This window comes from Franzmannia qiaohouensis, assembly GCF_031451695.1.
Classification (GTDB): domain Bacteria; phylum Pseudomonadota; class Gammaproteobacteria; order Pseudomonadales; family Halomonadaceae; genus Franzmannia; species Franzmannia qiaohouensis.
Genome location: NZ_JARWAM010000002.1, coordinates 251,742 through 275,332 on the forward strand (window position 1 = coordinate 251,742; position 23,591 = coordinate 275,332).

Below are 23,591 nucleotides of genomic sequence, written 5' to 3' on the forward strand. Positions count from 1 at the left end.
GTGCTGACCGCTCGGCTCAGCCCGGCAGCCGCTGGTCGACCGGCTGGCGCCGCGACCAGGCGATCAGCGCCGCGCCGGCCAGTATCATCGGCAGGGTCAACAGCATGCCCATGGTCACCCAGCCGAAGGCGATAAAGCCGATATGCGCATCCGGCAGGCGCACGAACTCCACCGCGAAACGGAACACGCCATACAACAACAGGAACAGCCCGGAGATCAAGCCACGCTGGCGCGGGCGGGCCGATACGATCCACAGCACCACGAACAGCACCAGGCCCTCGAGAATCGCCTCATAAAGGGCCGACGGATGGCGCGACTCAGGCCCGAGGCCGGGAAACGGCATGCCCCAGGGTAGCTCGGTGACACGCCCCGGCAGTTCGCGGTTGATGAAGTTGCCAAGCCGCCCTGCCCCAAGACCGATCGGCACCAGCGGTGCGATGAAATCAGTCAGGGTGAAGAACGCCAGCTGCTTCTTGCGGGCGAAATAGAGTGCCGCCAGCAGCACGCCGATCAAGCCACCGTGGAAGCTCATGCCGCCGTCCCATACCTGGAACAGCCATAGCGGGTTGTCGATCAGCCGGCCCATGCCGTAGAACAGCGCATAGCCCAGGCGGCCACCTGCCACTACGCCGATGGCACAGTAGAACAGCAGGTCGCCGATGTCATCGCGGGTCAGCCCGAGTCGCGCAGCGCGTCGACACCCCAGCCACCAGGCGGCAACGAAGCCGATCACATACATCAGGCCATACCAGTGAATGCTCAGCGGTCCCAGCGAGATGGCGACTGGATCGATATCGGGATAATTCATCTAATTCCTGCTCGATAAGTTGGGCTGTATACGAAAATCGCTATCGCTCGCCGACTTTGCGTACATAGCCTGGGCGGTCAAGCATGTTTCGCCAACCAGCGACGCGCCATGTCGACCAAGGCTTGGGGACGATACGGCTTGGCGAGATAATCGTCCATGCCGGCGGCGAAGAAGCGCTGGCGGTCGCTGTCGCTGGCATTGGCGGTCAGCGCCACCAGGACGCTGCGATGCTGGCGCTCTGCCTCGCGCCAGCGACGACTTGTCTCGACCCCGTCCAGGCCGTGCATGTAGATATCCATGAACACCAGATCATAGCGAGACTGCTCGCGCAGGCGCAGTGCCTCTTCGCCGTCACGGGCACTGTCCACACACATGCCCTCGGCCTCCAGCACCTGCCGGGCCAGCATGGTATTGACCGGGCCGTCGTCGACGATCAGCACCCGCGGCGCCTGAGATGAGAGCGCCTCGTCGCGGCGGGCGGTCGGCGTCTCGCGCGGAACCGCGGTGCGCATCGCCCCCGCTGCGCCCAGGGCTTGCGGCTCCTCCACCAGGTTGGTGACCAGGGTTTCCAGATCGGCGAGCTGCTCCAGCAACCGCGGCGTCGGCTGCCCGGGCGCTTGCAGCGTATGCATCAGCTCGCCCAGCTCCTTCTGCAGCACTTGCAGGTAGCGGCTCTTGAGGCGCGACTCCTCGCGTGCGCGATCCCGCGACAGCGTCAGCTGCGCGAGCTGCTGTTGCTGGTCGACAATGTCCTCGAGCAGCCCCATGCGGTGGCCATGCCCATCATCCAGCGACATCAGGCGAAAGGTACGATACCCGCCCTGGCTGTCGTTGATGCGGACTACTTCGGCAATCTGGCTACCGAGTTCGGCACTGTTGTCGGCACGAATCAGATAGCCAAGCTCGAGACCGCGCAGCTCGGTAAGGCTACGCCCTACCAATTGTTCGAAACTACCGTTGGCTTCGACCAGTTGGCCATCCCGGGCAATGAAGGTCGGCACCGGCAGGCGATTCAGCATGGTGGCAAAACGCGGCCGCTCAGCGACACGCTCCATCAGGGTTTCGAGGGCATCGAGGAGTCGCTCCAGGCGATGCACCGGTCCATCAGCCGCATCCGCGAGGGGCAACACCCGCTCGGACTTGAGCCAAGAGGGTAAGTCGCCGTGAATGATGCCTAGTAGCCGCTCGAGACGCTCGTAGGGCACGCCCAGAGCACTCTCCCACTGCTGTAGGCGCTGGCGCAGCATCAGCAGAAACGTCGCCACGCTGAGGCTGGTGCCTACCGCCAGTGCCAGCAGCAGCCAGCTCAGGTTGTGCCAACCAGCACTGCTCTGGGCGTCCATTTGCCAGATCAATAACCAGGCCAGCAAACACAGCAGCATCACGCCGAACTGCGCCGCCAGCAGCGGCCACAACAGCGGCCAAATGACCCGCTGCCAGAGGCTATCGGTGACTTTATCGACTCGCATTCTCATCCCTGTGAATCGTCGAAGGAAGTTGAGTTTACGAAAATGCGCAGCGCCTGTCATGATGTGCTACTTCGCGCTTTGTAACACCTTGTCGGCGCGGTATGGTGATGCAATGTGCCTGATCGCTTTCGCCTTTTGCCCCGACGACCCAGTGCCGTTGCGACTCATTGCCAATCGTGATGAACGTTACGCCCGGCCTACCGCGCCGCTGGCTCGCTGGGGCGACACCCCCGCAATTCTCGGCGGGCGCGACCTGGTGGCCGGCGGCAGCTGGCTGGCCCTGCACCAGGGTGGCCGCATGGCTGCGGTCACCAATGTTCGCGACCCGCGTATTAGTGTTGCCGACAACACCCCCAGTCGTGGCGAGCTGGTGCGCCAGGCACTACTCAGCGATGACTTGTCGGGCTGGCTCGCACGGCTCGCCGAAGGCGACGCCTGGCAGTATGGAGGGTTCAATCTGCTGGCCGGCGATGCGCAACAGCTGTGGCATCTGCATCGCGGCTATGGTCGGTTGATGCTGCAGTCGCTCTCGCCAGGGCATTACGGGCTCTCCAATGCCGATCTCGAGACGCCCTGGCCCAAGCTGCAGTTGGCCAAGGCGGGGCTTACCGCCAGCCTCAACGGCGGCCGCTGGCCCGCAGACGCCCTCGCCGCCATGGCCGAGCACCACCCCATCAGTGACCCGGCACGCTTGCCGGACACTGGCGTCGGAGAGGCGCTGGAGCGATTCCTGTCGCCGCCCTTCATCATCGGCGAGGCGTATGGCACCCGAGCTACCAGCTGGTTGAGCTGGCACGCCGACGGGCATATCGACATCACCGAGCGGCGCTTCGGTCCCGGCGGCACGCCCGCCGGCGAAACCAGCGAATGTCTGCTCCTCGACATCTGACGCTAGGCGCTCAGCCTAATCGCGTGGCGGTAGCAGATGCGCCAACTGCCACTCGCCAAGCCGCATGGCGAGGTGCGCACGCACCTTGGCCGGCGACTCAAGAGCCAGCGTTTCGCTGACCAGCGACTGTGCTGCAGCCAGCGGCACGCGACGGATCGCCGCCCGCACTCGTGGTAGGCTCGGGGCGTTCATCGACAGCGCATCGAAGCCCATGCCCATCAGCAACAGCGCGCCGGCCGGATCGCCGGCCAGCTCACCGCACAGCGACACCGGCACCCGCAGCGCGGCCGACTCCTTGGCGAGGCGATCCAGCGCCGCAAGCACCGCCGGGTGACAGGCGTCGTACAGCTCGGCGACACGTGGATTGTTGCGATCCACGGCCAGCAGGTACTGGGTCAGGTCGTTGCTACCCACCGAGAAGAAATCGACCCGCCCTGCCAGCGCTGCGAGCTGATAAAGCGTGGCTGGTACTTCAAGCATCACCCCAACCTTGGGCCGCGGCACGCTGACGCCCTCCTCGGCGATCTCCTGCAGGGCGCGGTCTAGCAGACGCAACGCATCGTCGACCTCGTCGACGTTGGTGACCATCGGCAGCAGCACCTGCAGATTGTCGAGCCCCTCGGACGCCTTGAGCATGGCGCGCAGCTGCACCATCAGCACCTCGGGATGGTCGAGAGTCACGCGGATGCCGCGCCAGCCGAGGAAGGGGTTGGCTTCGTCGATGGGAAAGTACGGCAGGTCCTTGTCGCCGCCGATATCCAGGGTGCGCATTACCACCGGCAGCGGCGCGAAGCTCTCGAGCTGGTCGCGGTAGAGGCGAATCTGCTCCTGTTCGCCGGGGAAACGCTCGGTGATCATGAACGGCACTTCGGTGCGGTACAGCCCCACCCCGCTGATACGCGGCTTGAGTGACGCCACCGCGTCCACCGCCAGGCCGGTATTGACCATCAGCGGCATGCTGTAGCCGTCGGGGGTCTCACTGGGCAGGTCCTGCTCGTGCTCGAGCACCGCCGTCAGTGCGTCTTCCTCGGCGATCAGCGCGCGGTAGTGGCTCTCCAGCTCGGCGCCGGGGCGCACGAACAGGCGGCCGCGGTGGCCATCGAGCACCACCTTGGCGCCATTGAGGCGCGGCAGCGGCAGATCGACCATGCCCAGCACCGTGGGAATGCCCATGGCCCGGGCCAGGATCGCCACGTGGGAGGTGCTCGAGCCGCGCACCGAGACCAGCCCGGCGAGCTTGTCGCGGGGCACTTCGCCAAGCGTTGCCACGCTGATCTCGTCGCCGACCAGCACGGTGCGCTCGGCGAATGTATCAGGCGTCTGCGGCGACTCCTCCTGCAGATGCGCCAGCACCCGCCGCCCCAGGTCGCGGATATCCGCCGCGCGTTCGCGCAGGTAGTTGTCGTCGACCCGCTCGAGATACTGCACATGACGGCGCACCACATCGGCCAGGGCGCCGGGGGCCCACTGGCCCTCGCGGATGCGTTTCACGACCTCCTGGCCCAGCGCCGCCTCGCTGAGCATCTCCTGGTAGACCTCGAACAGCGCCAGCTCCTGGGCGCTGATGCGGCTGGCCAGGCGCTCGCCGGCCGCACGGATCTCGTCCCGCACCCGGTATATGGCGTCCTTGAGGCGCTTGATCTCGTAGTCGACGTCGGTGGGAATCAGGTCGGGCACGTTGTCGAGATCAGCCGGCGGCGAGATCACCAGCGCCTCGCCGATGACCATGCCCGGCGAGGCCGCAACCCCGGTAAACATCGCCTGGCCGTCGCCACGGCTGGCACGCGTCAGCCCGCCGGTAGCCAACGCATGGGCCAGCACGCCGGCCAGCTGCGCGGCCATGGTCACCAGGAAGGCTTCATCACCCTCGTCGAAGCGCCGCTTGTCCTGCTGCTGCACCACCAGCACGCCGAGCATGCGCCGCTGGTGGATGATCGGCACGCCGAGGAAGCTCGAGTAGCGCTCCTCGCCGGTCTCTTCGAAATAGCGGAACAGCGGGTGGCTGGGCGCATCCTCTAGGTTGAGCGGCTCTTCGCGCTGGCCGACCAGGCCCACCAGGCCCTCGCCGAGGCGCAGCGACACCTGGCCCACGGCGCGGCTGTGCAGGCCGATGGTATCGTTGAGCACCAGCCGCTGCTGGTCGGTGTCGAACAGGTAGAAGGAGCAGACATCGGTGCGCATCGCCTTGCGAATGCGGCGCACCATGGTCGACAGCGCAGCTTCCAGCGTGCGGGCGCTGTTGACCTCCTGGACAATGCGGCGAAGGACATCGAGCATAAGCGTTCTTCTTATGGGGCCCCGCGGGGCCTGAATGTCGTGCCGCTGGCGGGGTCAGTCTTCACCCAGCGCCAACCGCTGCGCGCGAGGAGCCAGCTCGCGCAGCGCGCGGCGATAGACCTCCCGCTTGAAGGGCACCACCTGGCCCAGTGGATACCAGTAGCTGACCCAGCGCCAGCCGTCGAATTCCGGTTTGGCGGTAGTATCCACGCAGATCTGACTATCCTGACAGCGAATCTGCAATAGAAACCACTTCTGTTTCTGGCCGATGCATACCGGCCGCGAATGCGTTCTTATCATGCGTCGTGGCAGACGATAGCGCAGCCACCCCCGGGTGCAGGCCAGCACGTCGACATCGGCAGCGGTCAAGCCGATCTCTTCTTCCAGCTCGCGATACAGCGCCTGCTGCGGTGTCTCTTCAGCCTTGATGCCTCCCTGGGGAAACTGCCACGCATTCTGTCCAACCCGACGCGCCCAAAGCAGCTGGCCCTCGCGGTTGGCAATGATGATGCCAACGTTGGGGCGGAAGCCGTCAGCGTCGATCACGGACGTCACCTTATGAATCCACTATTGACGCCATTCTTCCACAAAGCCGGAAACCCCATCAATACGCTTGCCGCGCTCGGCGTTGTTGCCGGGCCGCCAACTCTGCAATAATCGGCGGCTGTTTTGTCCCTCACCCTAGGAGCGCGCCTTGAGTCTGGCCATCTTCGATCTCGACAATACCTTGCTTGGCATCGACAGCGATCACGCCTGGGGCGAATTCCTGCTCGAGCAGGGCGCCGTGGATCCGGTGAGCTACCGCGAGGCCAACGAGCGCTTCATGCGCGACTATGATGCCGGCACCCTGGATATCCATGCCTTTCTCGAGGTCGCCCTGAAACCGCTGGCCGACAACACCCCGGAGCAGCTCGCCGCCTGGCATCAGCAGTTCATGGCCAGCAAGATAGAGCCGAACATTCTGAGCAAGGGCGAGGAACTGCTGGCGCGTCACCGCACTCGCGGCGACACCTTGCTGATCATTACCGCCACCAACCGCTTCATTACCGGGCCGATCGCCGAACGCCTCGGCGTCGACCACCTGATCGCCGTGGAGCCGGAAATCGTCGACGGCCGCTACACCGGACGTGTCTCGGGCACCCCCAGCTACCGCGAGGGCAAGGTCGAGCGCCTCGAGGCATGGCTCGCCCACACCGACCTGACGCTGGACGGTGCCTGGTTCTACAGCGATTCGCACAATGACCTGGCGCTGCTGGAGCAGGTCGACCACCCGGTGGCAGTGGACCCCGATGATATCCTGCGCGAGGTTGCCCAGGCACGAAACTGGCGGATCATGAGCCTGCGCTGAATAGAGCCGTACGCCACCGCCGAGACTACGACTAACGTATGATATTGCGCCGCACCATTTGCTTGGTGCGGCGCATTTCGTTGTAAGCCAATGATTTATCGGCCCATTTCGACCCAGCCCTGACCAAAGAGATACCTTATGGCCAATCGACTGAGCATAAAGTCGAGCTTTGGCATGGATTTAATTTGTCGACAAAGCGTCTATAATGCAGCCATCTGAATGACGTCGAGCCAGCGGTGATCGATCATCGCCGCCGGCCAGGGCCTTCGGTCACCACCGCCGAGGGATTCGTTCCGCACCAGGCAAGCGAGAGCCCCCATGTCCACACCGACCTATGATGTCCTGATCGTGGGAGGCGGCGTATCCGGCACCGCCCTTCTGTATGAACTGGCTCGCTACACCGACCTCAAGGCCATCGGCCTGGTCGAGAAGTACGATCACGTGGCGATCGTCAATTCACACGGCCGCAACAACAGCCAGACGATCCACTGTGGCGACATCGAGACCAACTACACCCTCGACAAGGCCAAGGTGACCAAGCGCACCGCGGGCATGGTGGTCAACTTCGCGACCAAGCTGGCGCCTGAGGTACGCGACAAGATCGTCTACAAGTATCCCAAGATGGTGCTCGGCGTCGGCGAGCACGAGTGCGACTTCCTGCGCAACCGCTTCACCAAGTTCAAGGAGCTGTTCCCGCAGATGCGCCTGCTGGAGCGTGACGATATCGCCGAGCTGGAGCCCAAGCTGGTCGAGGGGCGCCCCTCCGAACAGCCGATCGTGGCCATGGGTTCCACCGACGAGTACACCGCGGTGAACTACACCACCCTCTCCGAGGCGTTCGTCGAGGAAGGCCGCAAGAACGCCGATGCCAAGGGCATGGCCTACGACGTCCACCTCTCCACCGCAGTCGAGGACATCCAGCAGGACGGCGAGCTGTTCAAGGTCAAGACACCCAACAAGGGCACCCTCAAGGCGCGCTACGTGGTGGTCAGCGCCGGCGGCCACTCGCTGCTGTTCGCCCACAAGATGGGCTACGGCCTGGATAAGTCGTGCCTGCCCATGGCCGGCTCCTTCTACTTCACGCCCAAGGTGCTCAACGGCAAGGTCTACACCGTGCAGAACGAGAACCTGCCGTTCGCCGCGGTGCACGGCGACCCGGACGTGCTGGTCGAGGACAAGACCCGCTTCGGCCCCACTGCGCTGATGCTGCCGCTGCTGGAGCGCTATAACGGCAAGACCTTCTTCGAGTTCGTCAAGGTGCTGCGCCTCGACCGCAACGTGATCAAGGCGCTGTGGGACCTGATGAAGGTGCGCGACATCCGCCGCTACATCTTCAAGAACTTCCTGTTCGAGGTGCCGGTGCTGCGCGAGCGGCTGTTCCTCAAGGACGTGCAGAAGATCGTGCCCAGCCTCACCGTCAAGGAGGTCAGCTTTGCCAAGGGCTTCGGCGGGGTGCGCCCGCAGCTGATCGACAAGGAGCAGAAGAAGCTGGTGATGGGCGAGGCCAAGATCAACCCGGGCACCGGCATCGTGTTCAACATGACCCCGTCGCCGGGCGGCACCAGCTGCCTGGGCAACGCCGAGAAGGACATGTATCTGGCCCAGGAATTCCTCGGCTTCAACGTCGACAAGGAAGCCTTCGAGCGCGACCTGCTGAGCGGCGAGATCCCGCTCACCGACCTCGAACGCCCGGCAGCCAGCTCGCTGATGTAAGCCTGCCCCGCCCTGCGTCCCGTAATGCGTGCCCCGGCCTTCGGTCGGGGCACGTCGTTTGTTACGGCCAATTTGCGCTATGCTAGGCTGCGCTTGATTAGCGCTGCCTCTTTTCCCCGACTCACCAAGGAAGGCCCATGGTCGTGCGCCGCCCCTCTAACTCGTTCCTGCTGGCTCTGGCCTGCGGCCTGGCGCTGCTGGCATGGATGCTGTTTGGTGACCTGCAGCGCTTCAGCGCCGAGGCGCCGGATGCCGAACCGACCCGCGATGCAGCGCCGTACCGCGTCGAGGTGCAACGCAGTGAGGCGCAACCCTTTGCCCCACAGCTGACCACCCAGGGCCAGCTCGGCGCCTGGCGCGACATAGAGCTGCGAGCACGCCGCGAGGGCCAGGTCGAGGCGCTGCCGGTGGCTCAGGGCGAACGGGTCGAGGCCGGCCAGACGCTGCTCGAGCTCGACCCGGAGGACCTGCCCGCCCAGTTGGCCCGCGCCGAGGCCGACCTGGAACTGGCCCGCGCCGAGCTCGACGGCGCCGACCGGCTGCGCCAGCGCGACCTGGTGTCGCGCACCGAGCAGCTGCGCCTGGCCGGCGCCGTGGCCGGCGCCGTGGCCGAGGTCGAGCAGCTGCGCCAGATGCTCGAGCATACCCGCCCCACCGCGCCCTTCGCCGGCACCCTCGACCAGCTCGATATCGACCCCGGTGCGATGCTGCAGGTGGGTGAGGTCTACGCCCGCCTGGTCGACGATAGCCGACTCCGCGCCACCGCCCATATCGCCCAGCGCGACGCCCTCGACCTCGCGCCGGGCCTGCCGGTCAGCGTGCGCCTGCTCGACGGCAGCAGCCTCGATGGCGAACTCAGCCATGTGGCCAGCCGCGCCGACCAAGGCACCCGCAGCTTTGCCGTGGAAGCGCGCCTCGACAATCCGCAGCGCCGCCGCCTGGCTGGGGCCAGCGCCAGCCTGAGCATCACCCGCGCCGAGCGCCCCGCCCACCGCCTGTCCCCGGCGCTGCTGGTGCTCGACGCCGATGGCCAGCTGGGCGTCTACGCGGTGGACGACGACGACCGCGTGGTGATCCACCCGGTGCAGCTGCTGTCCGCGGACAGCCGCCAGGCCTGGGTCACCGGCCTTCCCGACAGCGTCACCCTGATCACCCTGGGTGGCGGCTTCGTCAGTGCCGGCGAGCGGGTCGAGCCGGTACCCGCCGAGGACGACGCCCTGCTCAGCGGCGACGATCTGCCGGAGGCGCCCGGCAGCGGCGGCGCGGTGCTCTGATATGCGAACTCTGATCGAGGCGGCCCTGCAGCGGTCGCGCACCACCCTGTTGTTGCTGGCGTTTCTACTGCTGGCCGGCAGTGCGGCCTACCAGGTGATTCCCAAGGAAGCCAACCCCGACGTCGCGATACCGATAATCTACGTCTCGCTGAGCCTCGAGGGTGTCAGCCCCGAGGACGGCGAGCGGCTGCTGGTGCGGCCCATGGAGCAGGAGCTGCGCTCGATCGTCGGGGTACGCAAGATGACCTCGCAGTCCAGCGAGGGCCACGCTTCGGTGACGCTTGAGTTCGACGCCGGCTTCGATGCCAACCAGGCCCTGGCCGACGTCCGTGAACGGGTCGATATCGCGCGCAGCTCGCTGCCCGACGAAGCCGACGAGCCGCGGGTGATGGAAGTCAACGTGGCGCTGTTCCCGGTGCTTTCGATCGGCCTCTCCGGCGCGCTGGAAGAGCCCCGGCGGCTGGCGGTGGCGCGTCAGCTCAAGCAGGAGATCGAGGGCATTCCCGAGGTCCTCGAAGTGGAAATCGGCGGCGAGCGCGAGGACCTGCTGGAGATCGTCGTCGACCCCCTGGTGCTCGACAGCTACGGCGTCGACTTCGACAGCCTGTTCAACATGGTCTCGCGCAACAACCGCCTGGTGGCCGCCGGCAGCCTGGATACCGGCGCCGGGCGCATGGCACTAAAGGTACCCGGGGTGATCGAGAGCCTCGAGGACGTGATGGGCATGCCGGTCAAGGTCGAGCAGGATCAGGTGGTCACCTTCGGCGACGTGGCGCACATCCGCCCCACCTTCAAGGACCCGGAGGGCTTCGCGCGCATCAACGACCAGCCGGCGCTGGTGCTGGAGATATCCAAGCGCGCCGGAGCCAACATCATGGCCACCGTGGGCTCGGTGCGCCAGCTGTTCGAGGAGGCCGGGCCGCTGCTGCCCGATGGTCTCGAGATCACCACCATCATGGATGAGTCAGAGACCGTCGGCGACATGCTCTCGGAACTGCTCAACAACGTGCTCACCGCGGTGGTACTGGTACTGATCGTGATCCTCGCGGTGATGGGACTGCGCGCCGCGTTGATGGTGGGGCTGACCATCCCCGGCGCCTTCCTCACCGGCATCCTGCTGATCTGGGCGGTGGGCTACACCCTCAATATCGTGGTGCTGTTCGCACTGATTCTGGTCGCCGGCATGCTGGTCGACGGCGCCATCGTGGTCAGTGAGCTTGCCGACCGCAACCTCAGCGCCGGCCAGTCGCCCTCGCAAGCCTGGGCCGGGGCGGCCTCGCGCATGGCCTGGCCGGTGATCGCCTCCACTGCCACCACCCTGGCGGTGTTCCTGCCGCTGCTGTTCTGGCCCGGGGTAGTCGGCGAATTCATGAAATACCTGCCGGCCACGGTAATCCTTTGCCTGCTGGCGTCGCTGGCCATGGCGCTGATCTTCCTGCCGACGCTGGGCAGCGTGGTCAGTCGCGGCCAGGCCCGCCCCGCCGACAGCAGCGAGCCGCGCATCAGCCGCGGCGGGCGTGCCTATCGGCGCACGCTGGGCTGGCTGCTGGCACGCCCCGGCATGACCCTGCTTGCCGCCCTGGGCATCATGGCGCTGGTGTATACCGGCTATGCGCGCTTCAACCACGGCGTCGAGTTCTTCCCCAGCGTCGAGCCCGACAGCGCCCAGGTGCTGGTACGCGCCCGCGGCGACCTCTCGGCGCTGGAAAGGGACGCCGTGGTGCGCCGCGTGGAGCGTCGCCTGGATGGCATGAGCGAAGTCCAGGCGCTCTACGCGCGCTCCTTCGCGGTACCCAACGAGCAGATGGGGCCCGACGTGATCGGCCAGCTCAGCTTTCAGTTTATCGACTGGCAGCAGCGACGTCCGGCCAGCCAGATACTCGCCGAGATGCGCGAGCGCACCGCGGATCTCCCCGGGGTAATTTTCGAGTTCCGCGAGCAGGAGCAGGGGCCCGCCGGTGGCAAGCCGATCGTGCTCGAGATCAGCGCCCAGGAGCCGGCCCTGACCGACCAGGCGGTTGATCAACTGCGCGCCGCCATGAACGACCTGGGCGGTTTCCGCGATATCGAAGACAACCGCAGCCTGCCCGGCGTGGAGTGGCGCATCGAGGTCGACCGCGAGGCAGCGGCGCGCTTCGGCGCCGATGTGGCCGCAGTGGGCAGCGCCGTGCAGCTGGTCACTACCGGCCTGCAGGTGGCCAGCTACCGCCCCGCCGAGGTCACCGACGAGGTGGACATCCGCGTGCGCCTGCCCGAAGCGCACCGCTCGCTGGGCCAGCTGCAGGCGATGACCATCAATACCGAGCGCGGCCAGGTGCCGATGAGCCACTTCGTCGAGCTGACGCCGGCGCCCAAGGTCGGCAGCCTGCAGCGCATCGACGGCCGCCGCGCCATCACCCTGGAAGCCGACGTGGAGCCCGGCGAGCAGCCCGCCGAGCGCCTGCAGGCCCTGGCCGACGCCATGCAGGCCCTGCCCGACGGCGTGATGGTCAATATCGCCGGCGAGCAAGAGGACCAGCAGGAGACCGCGCAGTTCCTGGTCAGCGCCTTCGGAGTCGCAATATTCCTGATGGCCTTGATCCTGGTGACCCAGTTCAACAGCCTCTACCAGGCGGCGCTGGTACTCTCGGCCATCGTCTTCTCCACCGCCGGGGTGCTGATCGGCCTGCTGGTCAACGGCCAGCCGTTCGGCATCGTCATGGTGGGGATGGGCATCATCGCCCTGGCGGGGATCGTGGTGAACAACAACATCGTGCTTATCGACACCTACAACCAGCTGCGCCGCGACGGCCTGAGCAGCCCAGAGGCAGCCCTGGAGGCCGGCGGCCTGCGCCTGCGGCCGGTGCTGCTGACGGCGATCACCACGGTGCTGGGACTGATGCCAATGGTGCTCGGCATCAACGTCAACCTGTTCGCACCGAGCCTCGGCATCGGCGCGCCCTCGACCCAGTGGTGGACGCAGCTATCCAGCGCCATCGCCGGTGGGCTGACATTCGCCACCGGCCTGACGCTGCTGCTGACGCCGTGCATGCTGGTGTTGGGAGGCAAGTTATCATCGCGGCGGTAGTAAGCACTGTATAAAGGCCTGCGCGAGCGAATCACTGCGTTGCGCGGTGCTCGGAATCCTCACATATACCCCATATGCTCCGGTTCCTGTGCTCCGTGCGCCTTGCGCTTCATCTCGCTCGGCAATTTTTACAGCGCTTACTAATATTTTACCGTTATATTAAGAGAAACTTAGGAGGTGGCGCGCAGGCTGGCTTGGGCGCCGGGCGGCGGCGAATGAGCCGCATGCAGGCGGCCGATGAGCTGGTCTTCGAGGGCGAAGCGCTCGGTCAACCCCTTGGCGAGACGATCAAGCCAGGCCGGCAACAGCCCCAGATTGTGCTGGCACTTTACCGGCGAGGCATAGTCGGCATCGAAGGAGAGCACCAGCTCGGTGGACATGTCGAGGCGCTCGAGCAGACGCTCGGCGATCATCAACGCCTCGTCGTCGTTGAAGGCCGTGGCCTCCTCGCGCAGCTGCGGGTAGATCTCGAAGTGACCGGCGCTGATGTAGTCCATCAGCAGTTCGCTGAAGGTGTCGACCTGAGCCTTGGTCACCGCCTCGAGTTCGACGTCGCAGGCTTCCTGCAGTTCGACGAAGCTAACCAGCAGTTCGCGGCGCTGGTCGAGCCAGCGGTCGATCAGACGGTGAACGCCACCCCAGCGTTCCAGGGCCGTCTTGCAATCTTCGAGCATGGGCGCCTCCCTTGCACATCCTGAGCCGCCAACAGGGCGGACTGACAGACTCGCGCGACTGGCGAGTCGTGTCAATCCTCCATCGGGTGGGATTTGCCTCAGCCGCGATCGACGCGGAACGACAGCGTGAACGACATGTTCTCGTTGGGGCAGAGCCGTGAGCTGCAGGCCTGGGGCTGGCGCATCTCCAGGTAGTAGGTACCGGCGTCGAGGCGCTCGGCGATGCGGAAGTTGAAGCGCTCGCCGCTGTCGCGATCCTCGGCGACCAGCTGGCCGTCGGCGTCCAGCAGGCGGCCGTTATAGCCACCCGGCAGGCTGCGCATGACCGGTGTAGTGGCGCTCAGGATGACGCTGGTGGGACGGTCCAGGGTAAAACGAAACATCCGAGCGCCAGAGGCCAGCTGGCCGTAGTAGGTCTGGCCAGGACGCAGCTCGGTGGCACGCTCCTGCTGCATGGCGGTGGTCGAACAGCCGGCCACCAGCAGCATCACGAACAGCATCAGGGGAAGAGTCAGAAGGCGCATACCAGGTTCCTTTTATCTGGGTTACCGAACGAGTGCATCTGGGTTACCGGAAAATGCATCAGGGTTGCCGAAAAACGCTCACCCGCGGGTGAGGTGTCGAAACGGTAGCATATTTCAGCTACCGCGCACCGCCCGAATCCCGCGTACCAGCATCGCCAGCGGCGCGACGGCCAGGATCACGAAACCGATCAGCGTCCAGCCGGGTAGCGAGATGCCGAGGAACAGGAAGTCGATCTCGGCGCACTCGCCGGAGCCGGACAGCACCCTGGCCAGCACATCACGCCACGGCAGGATGTCCATCATGTAGTCGAGCCCCGGGCCGCAGCTCGGCACCTGGTCCGCCGGCAGCGACTGCAGCCACAGGTGGCGCCAGGCCACGCCGATGCCGCCTAGTACCGCCACCAGCCCCAGTCCGCCATACACGATCATGCCGGCGCCGCGCGGGTTGTGCAGGGCTGCCACCAGCAGCACCGCCGCCGCTGCCAGCACCGCGACGCGCTGGAAGATGCACAGCGGGCAGGGCTCGAGCCCAACGCCGTGCTCGAGCAGCAGGGCCACGGCCATCATAAGGCCGCAGAAAACGAGCCCGGCAAGGCTCCATTGGCGCGCCGACAGCGTCTTGAAAGTTGAGGTCACGCGAGTTCCTCGAATGGTGTCCATGTGGCTCATTGAGAGGCTGGCAATCAGACGGCACGCGCCGCCCGGGGTTCACGTGCACGGGTGAAATAGCCGTTGAGGAAGGCGCTGAAGCTTTCGCTATCGGCGGCCTCGAGCTCGCCCTGCTGGCGATGCGACGTCTCGATCAGCTCATCGAGCAGCGCCCGGTGGGCGGCGTCCATCGGCTCGTCGCGGAACTGTTCGGCCTGCTCCCGGGCCAGCGCCAGCATCGCCTCGGCGAAGCTTTCCTGAGTCTCCTGGAGCCTGGCCATGACGCGCCCAGAGGGAGTCAGCGAGGGGTCATCGAGCAGCGCTGCCAGCCCGCGTACCGCAGCGCCGTGGGGGCTGCCCTCCTCACGCATGTCGAGCAGTTCGGCCACCGCCTCGAGCTCGGCGAATATCTCGGCCCCGCGGCCGGCCACCGAGCGCAGTTCGCCGTCGATGCTCAAGCGCATCGCCGGGTCGCGACCGCGCTCCACTACCAGCCGGCGGTTGTCGTCGAGATGGTCGCACTCGTCGTCGGGGATCCACGGGCTGTCCGCCAGCAGGCACCACATCAGAAAGGTGTCCAGGAAATACATCTGGGCGGCGTCCACGCCCAGCGGCAGAAACGGATTGAGATCCAGGCAGCGCACCTCGATGTACTCCACCCCGCGCGCCTCCAGCGCCTGGCTGGGCGTCTCGTCGTGGCGTGCCACGCGCTTGGGGCGAATGTCGCTGTAGTACTCGTTCTCGATCTGCAGGATATTGGCGTTGAGCTGCTGCCACTCGTTGCCCTGCCTCACGCCCAGCGACTGGTACGGCGCCCAGGGCGTGGAGATCGCATGGCGCAGGGTGCCGACATAGTTCGACAGCGAGTTGAAACAGATCTTGAGCTGTTCCTGGACCTTGTTCTGGTAGCCGAGCCCGGACATGCGCAGGGTAGTGGCATAGGGCGCCAGCAGGGTGTCGCGGCCGTGGGCTTCGAGCCACTCGGGCGCAGGCTTGTCGTCGAGGAAGCTGCGGTCGATGGCCGGCGACGAGCCGAACAGGTACATCAGCAGCCAGCTGTTGCGGCGGAAGTGGCGAATCAGCCCGAAATAGCGGCTAGAACGGTAGTCGGCGTCCGACGAGGCGGCGGCATCCGGCGCCTGGGGGTCCAGCTCGCGCAGCAGCGGCCACAGATTGTCGGGCAGCGACACATTGTAGTGAACCCCGGCGATGGCCTGCATGATCCGCCCGTAGCGCACGTCGAGCCCCTTGCGGTAGACGTGCTTCATGGTGCCGATATTGGAGCTGCCGTAGTCGGCGATCGGCACGCTGTCATTGCCGTCAAGCCGAGCCGGCATGCTGGCCGGCCAGATCAGCTCATTACCCAGGTAGTGGTAGCTGAAGCGGTGCAGGTCGCCGAGAAAGCCCAGCGCGTCGTCGGGCCTGCAGTACACCGGCGTGATGTACTCGAGCAGCGCCTCGGAGTAGTCGGTGGTGATATGCGGGTGGGTAAGTTTCGAGCCCAGCGCATGGGGGTGCGGGGTCTGGACGATGCGGCCGGTGGTATCGACGCGCAGCCCCTCTTTCTCGATGCCGCGGCGCAGGCGACCGATCTGGCCCTCGCGGGCCGGCGCCTTGAGCCGGGCGATAACGGAAGCGAGTTGCTCGGACAAGGTAAACACCCCATGGCATGGAAGGATGGGGCCCGGCCCCTCTTCGCTGATGAAACGGGACGAGCGTCGGGAAATCCACGACGCTCGCACAAGTGACACATTATGGTGCCTGGTCGAGACCTTTCAAGGCGCCAGGCGTGAAAGATGTTTTGCCGCCAGGCACTACTTGTCCTTACGCCGCGCCTGCAGCAGCGCGGCACCCAGCGCACCGACCTGGCCGCCGGCCTGGCCCTTGCCCTGCCCCGACGGGTTTGAATCGCGCTTGCGTGCGGGCTTGTCGGCACGTGCCTGACGCGCGCCACCACGGCTCTGCTGCTCCTCGGGCCGGTCGTCGAGGCGCATCGAGAGGCCAATCCGCGCGCGCTCCAGGTCGACGCTCATCACCTTGACCTTGACGATGTCCCCGGCCTTGACCACCGAGCGCGGGTCGTCGACGAACTTGTTCGACAGCGCCGAGATATGCACCAGGCCATCCTGATGCACGCCGACATCGACGAAGGCGCCGAAGTGGGTGACGTTGGTCACCGTGCCCTCGAGCAGCATGCCGACCTCGAGGTCCTTGAGCGTCTCGACCCCCTCGCGGAACTCGGCGGCCTTGAACTCGGGACGCGGGTCGCGGCCCGGCTTGTCGAGCTCCTTGAGGATATCGCTGACGGTGGGCACGCCGAAGCGCTCATCGGCGAAGTCCGCCGGCTTGAGCGACTTGAGCGTGGCGCTGTCGCCGATCAGGCCGGCCAGCGGCCGCCCGCTGCGCTCGGCAATGCGCTCGACCAGCGGGTAGGCCTCGGGGTGCACGGCGCTGGCATCCAGCGGGTTGTCGCCGTTCATGATGCGCAGGAAACCGGCGCACTGCTCGAAGGTCTTGGGGCCCAGCCGGCTGACCTCGAGCAGCGCGCGGCGGCTGCTGAAGGCACCCTCGGCGTTACGCCGCGCGACGATGTTCTCGGCCAGCCCCAGGTTGAGCCCCGAGACCCGCGACAGCAGCGCCACGGAGGCCATGTTGAGGTCGACGCCCACGGCGTTGACGCAGTCCTCGATCACCGCCTCCAGGCTTCGCGACAGCTGCACCTGGGAGACATCGTGCTGATACTGGCCGACGCCGATCGACTTGGGCTCGATCTTGACCAGCTCGCCGAGCGGGTCCTGCAGGCGCCGGGCAATAGAGACCGCGCCGCGGATGGTGACGTCGAGATCGGGGAACTCGCGGGCGGCGTACTCCGAGGCCGAATAGACCGAGGCCCCGGCCTCGCTGACCATGACCTTGGCCAGCTGGCGCGGCGCCAGGCGCTTGATCAGCTCGCCGGCCAGCTTGTCGGTCTCGCGGCTGGCGGTACCGTTGCCCACCGCGATCAGCGCCACGCCGTGGCGCTCGACCAGCTTGCCGAGCACCGCCAGCGACTCGTCCCAGCGCTTCTGCGGCGCGTGGGGGTAGATGGTGGCGTGCTCGAGGAACTGGCCGGTGGCGTCCACCACCGCCACCTTGCAGCCGGTGCGCAGGCCGGGGTCGATGGCCAGGGTCGCCTTGGGCCCGGCCGGCGCCGCCAGCAGCAGGTCCTTGAGGTTGGCGGCGAAGACTCCGATCGCCTCCTGCTCGGCGCGCTCGCGCAGGCGCCCCATCAGCTCGGTCTCGAGGTGGGTATAGAGCTTGACCCGCCAGGTCCAGCGCACCACCTCGGCCAGCCACTTGTCGGCGGCCCGCCCGCGGTCGCTGATGCCCACGTGCTGGGCGATGGCCACCTGGGCCGGATGCAGCGGCGCTTCATCCTCGCCGGGCAGCTTGATGGCCAGGCTCAGCACACCTTCGTTGCGGCCGCGGAACATCGCCAGGGCTCGGTGCGAGGGGGTCTTGGCCAGCGCTTCGTCGTGCTCGAAGTAGTCGGAGAACTTGGCGCCCTGCTGCTCGTGTCCGGCGATCACCCGCGCACTCAGCTGGCCCTCGGCCCATAGCCGCTCACGCAGCTTGCCGACCAGCTCGGCCTCTTCGGCGAAGCGCTCCATGAGAATCTGCTTGGCGCCGTCCAGCGCCGCCTTGGCGTCTTCGACCGCCGGCGTCTCGCCCTCGGCGGGACGCAGGTAGCGGCTGGCCTCGGCGTCTGGATCCAGGGTCGGGTCGGCGAGCAGCGCGTCGGCCAGCGGCTCGAGGCCAGCCTCGCGGGCTATCTGCGCCTTGGTGCGGCGCTTCTTCTTGTAGGGAAGATAGAGATCCTCGAGGCGCTGCTTGGTCTCGGCTGCCTGGATCTGGCGCTTCAGGTCGGCGTCGAGTTTGCCCTGCTCGTCAATGGCGGCGAGCACCGCGGCGCGGCGCTCCTCGAGCTCGCGCAGGTAAACCAGGCGCTCGTCAAGCTGACGCAGCTGGGTGTCGTCGAGGCCACCGGTGACCTCCTTGCGGTAGCGCGAGATGAAGGGCACGGTAGCCCCGCCGTCGAGCAGTTCTACCGTGGCCGAAACCTGCTGGGGGCGGACACCGAGTTCGTCGGCGAGGCGGGCAATGATAGCGGCGTATGCGTCCATGACATCCTTGATGTAGCAACGGCAAAAGATCGCGCCAAGGTACCATAAACGCCCCGCACTCGCCGCAGACAAGGTCAGCGCCGCCAGCCAATGTCGTCCCAATAGTGGCGACGGCTCTCGCGGTTTGCCTCGTGACGCGTCAGGCCAATATCCCGCAGCAGTGCATCGCTGAGCTCATGCAGCTGATTGCGCTCACGACGAAGCTGGGCGAGCCGGTCCATGCGGCGCGCCCAGTGCCACAGCCGTACGATAAACCGCAGCCGCTGACGCGCTGTGTGCTGGGCCGGATGATGGGCGCAGGCATTGCCTTGGGGAACCGAAGGGGAGATCGAGTCCATGGTCATGGCAACTTCCTCCTGAGGGGTGTGGAGGAAGTGTCGAGGAGCGGCTAAAATCAATCCAACGAATACTTCTTATGCATGGCATCAAATGAATTGATGCACGGGCGATAAGAGAGCGACGCGTCACCGATGAGGAAGCCATATGCTCCAGACCATCGATCACGAACTACTGCGCACCTTTGTCGCCATCGTCGACCACGGCGGCTTCACTCGCGCCGCACAGGCGGTGAACCGAACACAGTCGGCCGTGAGCATGCAGATCAAGCGACTAGAGGAGGACGTGATCCAGCGCCAGCTGTTCGAACGGCAAGGCCGTCAGATGCTGCTGACCAGCGAGGGGGCGACACTGCTCGGCTATGCGCGACGCATCCTCGACCTGCATGGCGAGGCACTCACCATGCTCCGTCAGCCGGATATGGTCGGCAAGGTGAGGCTCGGCGTCCCTGACGACTACGTGATGCGCTTTTTGCCAGGCATCCTGAAGTCTTTCTCCCACACCTGGCCACTAGTGGATGTTGAGGTACAGTGCGCGCCCTCCTCCGAGCTGATCAACCGCCACAAGGGCCAGCTCGACCTGAGTATCGTGACCCGTGAAGTGGGACACGAGATCGGCGAGATCCTGCTGCAGGATCAAACGGTATGGGTAGTGGCAGAGTCGCATGCGACACACCGCCACTCCCCCCTGCCGCTGGCGCTGTTCGAAGAGCCCTGCTTCTGTCGGCGCCACGCCTGCAACGCCCTGACCCGGGCCGGCCTGTCGTATCGCGTCGCCTACAGCAGCCCTAGCTTGGCCACACTTCAAGCAGTCGTCGGGGCAGGCCTTGCCGTCTCGGCGTGGATGAAGAGCCTGGTCACGCCGGGCATGCGCATCCTCGACGAGGCAGACGGCTTTCCTCCCCTGCCCGACGCCTCCATCGTGCTGCTGCGAGCACCAGACACTCACTCTCCCGTAGTGGAGGGCCTAGCGCAGCACATTGTCGAAGGCTTCAGGCTCTAGGCTGACTCGACTCGGATACTCCACACTGGCATCGCGCAGCATGACAACCTGCCGCCATCAATCTTCAGCGGCCAGCGCGGTTGCGCTCCAGGGCGTTGCGATACACCGCCAGCAAGCGATAGAAGCCGTGCACGAACTTGCCGTAGGGCATGGTGATGAACAGCGCCATGACGACCCCCAGATGCACCACCAGCATCACCCCCATGGCCGAGGTTTCACGCAGCAGCATGAGCGCCAAGCCGGTGAAACCGGTCAGCCACAGCAGCGCAATAAAGGCCACGTCCATGCCCATCTGGCGCACGTCGGCAGTGTCCGGGTCGCGCACCAGCTTGAGGTACAGCAGCCCCGCCGGGCCGATCAGCAGGCCGATGCCACCCAGGGTGCCAAACAGCTTGGGTAGGCTGATGAAGTCGTAGGGCGCCTGCCAGCCGAACACGTAGTGATAGATGGTGCCGGTGACGGTGGCAGCGAAACTGAGCATGAAGCCGTAGAAGGTGAAGTGGTGGAAACGCCGCCGCCAGTGAGAGTGGTAAGCGTCGGGATAGGTGCAGCCGACCTCGCCCTGGCCGTGCAGGTGCTTGAGCGAGAAGGTCTCCTTGAGCGCCTGTCGCCAGCTTTCGCCGTCGCGCAGCCCGGCCACGCCCTCGCCGCTCTCGCGCCAGAACCGCACCATCCCCATCACCAGCGCCAGCAGCACGAAGAGCGACACCGAGCCGAAGGTCACCACCATCACGTTATGTGGCATTAGCGCGTAGAAGTCGCCGCCATGCTGGGTAGTCACCAGCGCCGATAGCCCGCCGTTGAGGCCGATGGATATCAGCAGTAGCAGCGTCACCCCCACCGCCAGCGCCAGTGCGGCGAGCAAGCCGTTACGGTCGAACAGCTTCGCCAGAGGACCCGGCCAGGCGTAGTCGCGGTAAGACTCAGCGCGTAGCTTGGCCATCGACTGCGGTACGTTGACGGCGAACTCGTGGGGCGGTGCGTACTGACACGCGTAGTAGCACTCGCCGCAGTTATGGCAAAGATTGGCCAGGTACTTGAGATCCTCGGGGGTGAAGGCGCGACGCCGCTCCATGGCTGGGAACACCGGGCAGAACCCCTCGCAATACCGGCAGGCATTGCAGATCGTCATGTTGTTACGGGTTTCCTCGATCAGTGCCTCAATCTTTTGCATAGCTGCCTGCCTCTGTGCCTGCGATGCGGCCGAACACGGTGCCGATGGTCATGCCGAAGCCGGCGACGTAGCCCTGGCCGAGAATGTTGCCGGCCATGATCTCGCCGGCCAGGAAGACGTTGTCGGCCAGCTCACCGCTGTCCATGTACATGCGCGCCTTGTCGTCGACCTCGGCGCCCAGGTAAGTGAAGGTGATGCCGGTGCGCAGCGGGTAGCCATAGAACGGCGGTTCATCGATGCGCTGGGCCCAGTGGGTTTTCTCCGGGGTAACGCCCCGGGTATGACAGTCGTCGAGCACGCTGTGGTCGAAGTTGCCGGGCTGCACCGCGGCATTGAAGTCGTCGACGGTCTTACGCACGGCGTCGACAGGCAGCTCTAGCTTGGCGGCAAGCTCTTCGAGGGTGTCGGCCTGCTCGGGGGGAAACACCGAGGGCATGAAGCGCCCCTGGGCCTTGGCATCGGTGATCGAGTAGCCCACCTGCCCTGGCTGCTTGGCGATAAGACGCCCCCAGATGGCGTAGCGCTTGGGCCAGAAATCCTCACCCTCGTCGTAGAAGCGCTCGCCATCGCGGTTGACCACGATGCCCAGCGATACACAGTCGACGCGGGTGACGATGCCGCCATCGTACTTGGGCGCGCGGGCATCGATGGCCACCGCATGGCCCTGGGTCGGATCGCCGATGATCTTGGCGCCGTTGTCGATCAGCGCGCGCAGCATCTTGCCCTGGTTGAAGCGCGTCCCGCGGATCAGGAAGTTACGTGACACCTCCCCCCAGGCCTCCTCCAGCCACGCCTGGTTGGACTCGAAGCCCCCCGAGGCAATCACCACCGCCCTGGCGCTGACCTTGCGCGGCGAGCCATTGTAGGTCACCAGCGCATGATCGAAGCGCTTGCCGTCGAATACCAGCCGCTCGGCTTCGGCCTCATAGAGGATCGTCACCCCCAGGCGCTCGGCGGCCTGGAAGTAGGTATTGACGAGCGCCTTGCCGCCGCCCAGGAAGAAGGCGTTGGTGCGCCCCAGGTGCAGGGTGCCGCCCAGCGATGGCTGGAAGCGTACGCCGTAGCCCTTCATCCAGTCTGCGCAGGTTTCCGAGGCGCGAATCACGTGACGCGCCAGGCCCTCGTTAGTGATGCCACCGGTGACTCGCCACACATCGTCGAAAAACTCATCCTCGAGATAGGCGTCGCTCAGCACGTCGGTTGGCTCGCGGTGCATGCAGCGCAGGTTGCGGGTGTGAATGCTGTTACCGCCACGCCACTTGCGCGGCGCGCTCTCCAGCAACAGCACGCTGGCGCCCTGTTCGCGAGCCGACAGCGCGGCGCACAGCGCGGCATTACCGCCGCCGATTACCAGCACGTCGTGGCCGGTCAGGTCGGCTTCGCTGAGTCGCTCTCCGGTCGATGACAACATCGCACTTCCCTCGCCCAAATAAATACAAATGTATCCACTAGTGTTCAAAATGACAAGGCGTGTTCCCTGACATACCATGTTCCACCATCACCACCACCGTCATTCGAGGCCCGCATCCATGGCAGAGCGCAAGCCACGCAAGAGCGCCACTCCGGCGGCCAACCAGCGCGGCGAACCGCGCAGTGAACAGGCCTACCGCTTCATCATCGACGCCATCAAGGAGGGCAGCCTGCCGCCCGGCACGCGAATTCGCGAGGTCGAGCTCGCCGAGCGCACCGGCCTCAGCCGCACCCCGGTCCGCGAGGCGCTCAATCGCCTGCAGCTCGAGGGGCTGGTGGCCAACGACCCGGCACGTGGCACCATCATCACCGAGCTCGACCACGGCATGATCAGCGAGCTTTATGCCATGCGCGAAGTGCTGGAAGGCACCGCCGCAGGGCTGGCTGCGCAGCACGCCTCGGAGGTGGAGATCGCTTTTTTGCGCGAAATCAGCGAACGCGATGCGCGCCTTAGCGAGACCCGCGACCTGGTCAAGAACAACAAGCTGTTCCATAGCACCCTGTATCGCTGCGGCCACAACCGCTACCTGCTCAAGATGCTGCACTCGCTGCAGGAATCGATGATGCTGCTAGGTCGCAGCACCCTGGCCAAGCCGGGCCGCGCCGAGACCGCGCGCAGCGAGCACCGGGCGATCATCGATGCTCTCGAGGCCCGCGACCCGGAGGCCGCCGAGCGCCACGCCCGCAGTCATATCCGCGAAGCCTACAAGGTGCGACTCGAGGCCTTCTTCGAGAGCTACGACGACTAGCCGTCA

At 65.8% G+C, this 23,591-nt stretch carries 19 protein-coding genes; 7 read left to right on the forward strand and 12 right to left on the reverse strand.

Going from position 1 to position 23,591, the window contains the following annotated elements; translation table 11 throughout:
• Positions 1-16 precede the first annotated feature (16 nt).
• Positions 17-808, reverse strand: a complete 792-nt coding sequence (gene lgt, locus QC821_RS03350; RefSeq protein WP_309716963.1) for a prolipoprotein diacylglyceryl transferase — start codon at positions 806-808, stop codon at positions 17-19.
• A gap of 77 nt (positions 809-885) precedes the next feature.
• A complete protein-coding gene (locus QC821_RS03355; RefSeq protein WP_309716966.1) occupies positions 886-2,277 on the reverse strand; it encodes a response regulator in 1,392 nt (463 codons plus the stop codon).
• A gap of 112 nt (positions 2,278-2,389) precedes the next feature.
• On the opposite strand from QC821_RS03355, the gene QC821_RS03360 reads away from it, so the two are divergent.
• Complete coding sequence (locus tag QC821_RS03360) at positions 2,390-3,166, forward strand: NRDE family protein (protein ID WP_309716969.1); 777 nt, start codon at positions 2,390-2,392, stop codon at positions 3,164-3,166.
• Between the two features lie 15 nt (positions 3,167-3,181).
• On the opposite strand, the gene ptsP is transcribed toward QC821_RS03360, so the two are convergent.
• Positions 3,182-5,443 carry a phosphoenolpyruvate--protein phosphotransferase gene (ptsP, locus tag QC821_RS03365; protein ID WP_309716972.1) on the reverse strand — a complete coding sequence of 754 codons (2,262 nt, stop codon included), beginning with the start codon at positions 5,441-5,443 and terminating at the stop codon, positions 3,182-3,184.
• Between the two features lie 54 nt (positions 5,444-5,497).
• Positions 5,498-5,989: an RNA pyrophosphohydrolase gene (locus QC821_RS03370; RefSeq protein WP_309716974.1), complete on the reverse strand. Its 492-nt coding sequence runs from the start codon at positions 5,987-5,989 to the stop codon at positions 5,498-5,500.
• Positions 5,990-6,137: 148 nt separating this feature from the next.
• Here QC821_RS03370 and QC821_RS03375 point away from each other — a divergent pair, with 148 nt between their 5' ends.
• The 4 genes from QC821_RS03375 (at position 6,138) to QC821_RS03390 (ending at position 12,845) form a co-directional block, all read left to right on the forward strand.
• Entirely contained in the window at positions 6,138-6,791 is a 654-nt protein-coding gene (locus QC821_RS03375) for a histidinol-phosphatase (protein ID WP_309716977.1), read from the forward strand.
• A gap of 318 nt (positions 6,792-7,109) precedes the next feature.
• The gene (locus tag QC821_RS03380; protein WP_309716980.1) at positions 7,110-8,504 is read left to right on the forward strand and encodes an FAD-dependent oxidoreductase; all 1,395 of its coding nucleotides are present in this window, start codon (positions 7,110-7,112) and stop codon (positions 8,502-8,504) included.
• A 137-nt stretch (positions 8,505-8,641) separates the two neighbouring features.
• Positions 8,642-9,778 (forward strand): efflux RND transporter periplasmic adaptor subunit, encoded by a 1,137-nt coding sequence (locus tag QC821_RS03385; RefSeq protein ID WP_309716981.1) that lies wholly within the window; start codon positions 8,642-8,644, stop codon positions 9,776-9,778.
• 1 nt (position 9,779) lies between these two features.
• Positions 9,780-12,845 (forward strand): efflux RND transporter permease subunit, encoded by a 3,066-nt coding sequence (locus QC821_RS03390; RefSeq protein ID WP_309716984.1) that lies wholly within the window; start codon positions 9,780-9,782, stop codon positions 12,843-12,845.
• Between the two features lie 170 nt (positions 12,846-13,015).
• Here the strand turns inward: QC821_RS03390 and rsd are convergent, their stop codons facing one another.
• The 6 genes from rsd to QC821_RS03420 all read right to left on the reverse strand — a co-directional run bounded on the left by rsd (position 13,016) and on the right by QC821_RS03420 (position 19,198).
• A complete protein-coding gene (rsd, locus tag QC821_RS03395) occupies positions 13,016-13,519 on the reverse strand; it encodes a sigma D regulator (protein ID WP_309716986.1) in 504 nt (167 codons plus the stop codon).
• 98 nt (positions 13,520-13,617) lie between these two features.
• Positions 13,618-14,043: a hypothetical protein gene (locus QC821_RS03400; RefSeq protein WP_309716989.1), complete on the reverse strand. Its 426-nt coding sequence runs from the start codon at positions 14,041-14,043 to the stop codon at positions 13,618-13,620.
• A gap of 114 nt (positions 14,044-14,157) precedes the next feature.
• On the reverse strand, positions 14,158-14,679 hold the full coding sequence (locus tag QC821_RS03405) for a disulfide bond formation protein B (RefSeq protein ID WP_309716992.1): 522 nt from the start codon (positions 14,677-14,679) through the stop codon (positions 14,158-14,160).
• 47 nt (positions 14,680-14,726) lie between these two features.
• Positions 14,727-16,343: a glutamate--cysteine ligase gene (gene gshA / locus QC821_RS03410; protein ID WP_309716997.1), complete on the reverse strand. Its 1,617-nt coding sequence runs from the start codon at positions 16,341-16,343 to the stop codon at positions 14,727-14,729.
• Positions 16,344-16,505: 162 nt separating this feature from the next.
• Positions 16,506-18,854, reverse strand: a complete 2,349-nt coding sequence (locus tag QC821_RS03415; protein ID WP_309716999.1) for a Tex family protein — start codon at positions 18,852-18,854, stop codon at positions 16,506-16,508.
• Between the two features lie 74 nt (positions 18,855-18,928).
• Positions 18,929-19,198, reverse strand: coding sequence for a DUF1127 domain-containing protein (locus QC821_RS03420; RefSeq protein WP_309717001.1), 270 nt, complete (start codon positions 19,196-19,198; stop codon positions 18,929-18,931).
• A gap of 139 nt (positions 19,199-19,337) precedes the next feature.
• Between QC821_RS03420 and QC821_RS03425 the strand changes: the two genes are divergently transcribed.
• Positions 19,338-20,192: a LysR substrate-binding domain-containing protein gene (locus QC821_RS03425; protein ID WP_309717004.1), complete on the forward strand. Its 855-nt coding sequence runs from the start codon at positions 19,338-19,340 to the stop codon at positions 20,190-20,192.
• Positions 20,193-20,256: 64 nt separating this feature from the next.
• Here the strand turns inward: QC821_RS03425 and tcuB are convergent, their stop codons facing one another.
• Together tcuB and tcuA are read right to left on the reverse strand one after the other, a co-directional pair.
• Positions 20,257-21,366 carry a tricarballylate utilization 4Fe-4S protein TcuB gene (gene tcuB / locus QC821_RS03430; RefSeq protein WP_309717007.1) on the reverse strand — a complete coding sequence of 370 codons (1,110 nt, stop codon included), beginning with the start codon at positions 21,364-21,366 and terminating at the stop codon, positions 20,257-20,259.
• Positions 21,353-22,777, reverse strand: coding sequence for an FAD-dependent tricarballylate dehydrogenase TcuA (tcuA, locus tag QC821_RS03435; protein ID WP_309717009.1), 1,425 nt, complete (start codon positions 22,775-22,777; stop codon positions 21,353-21,355). The genes tcuB and tcuA overlap by 14 nt, the downstream gene beginning before the upstream one ends.
• A gap of 118 nt (positions 22,778-22,895) precedes the next feature.
• On the opposite strand from tcuA, the gene QC821_RS03440 reads away from it, so the two are divergent.
• Positions 22,896-23,585, forward strand: a complete 690-nt coding sequence (locus tag QC821_RS03440; RefSeq protein WP_309717012.1) for a GntR family transcriptional regulator — start codon at positions 22,896-22,898, stop codon at positions 23,583-23,585.
• The last annotated feature ends 6 nt before the right edge of the window (positions 23,586-23,591 follow it).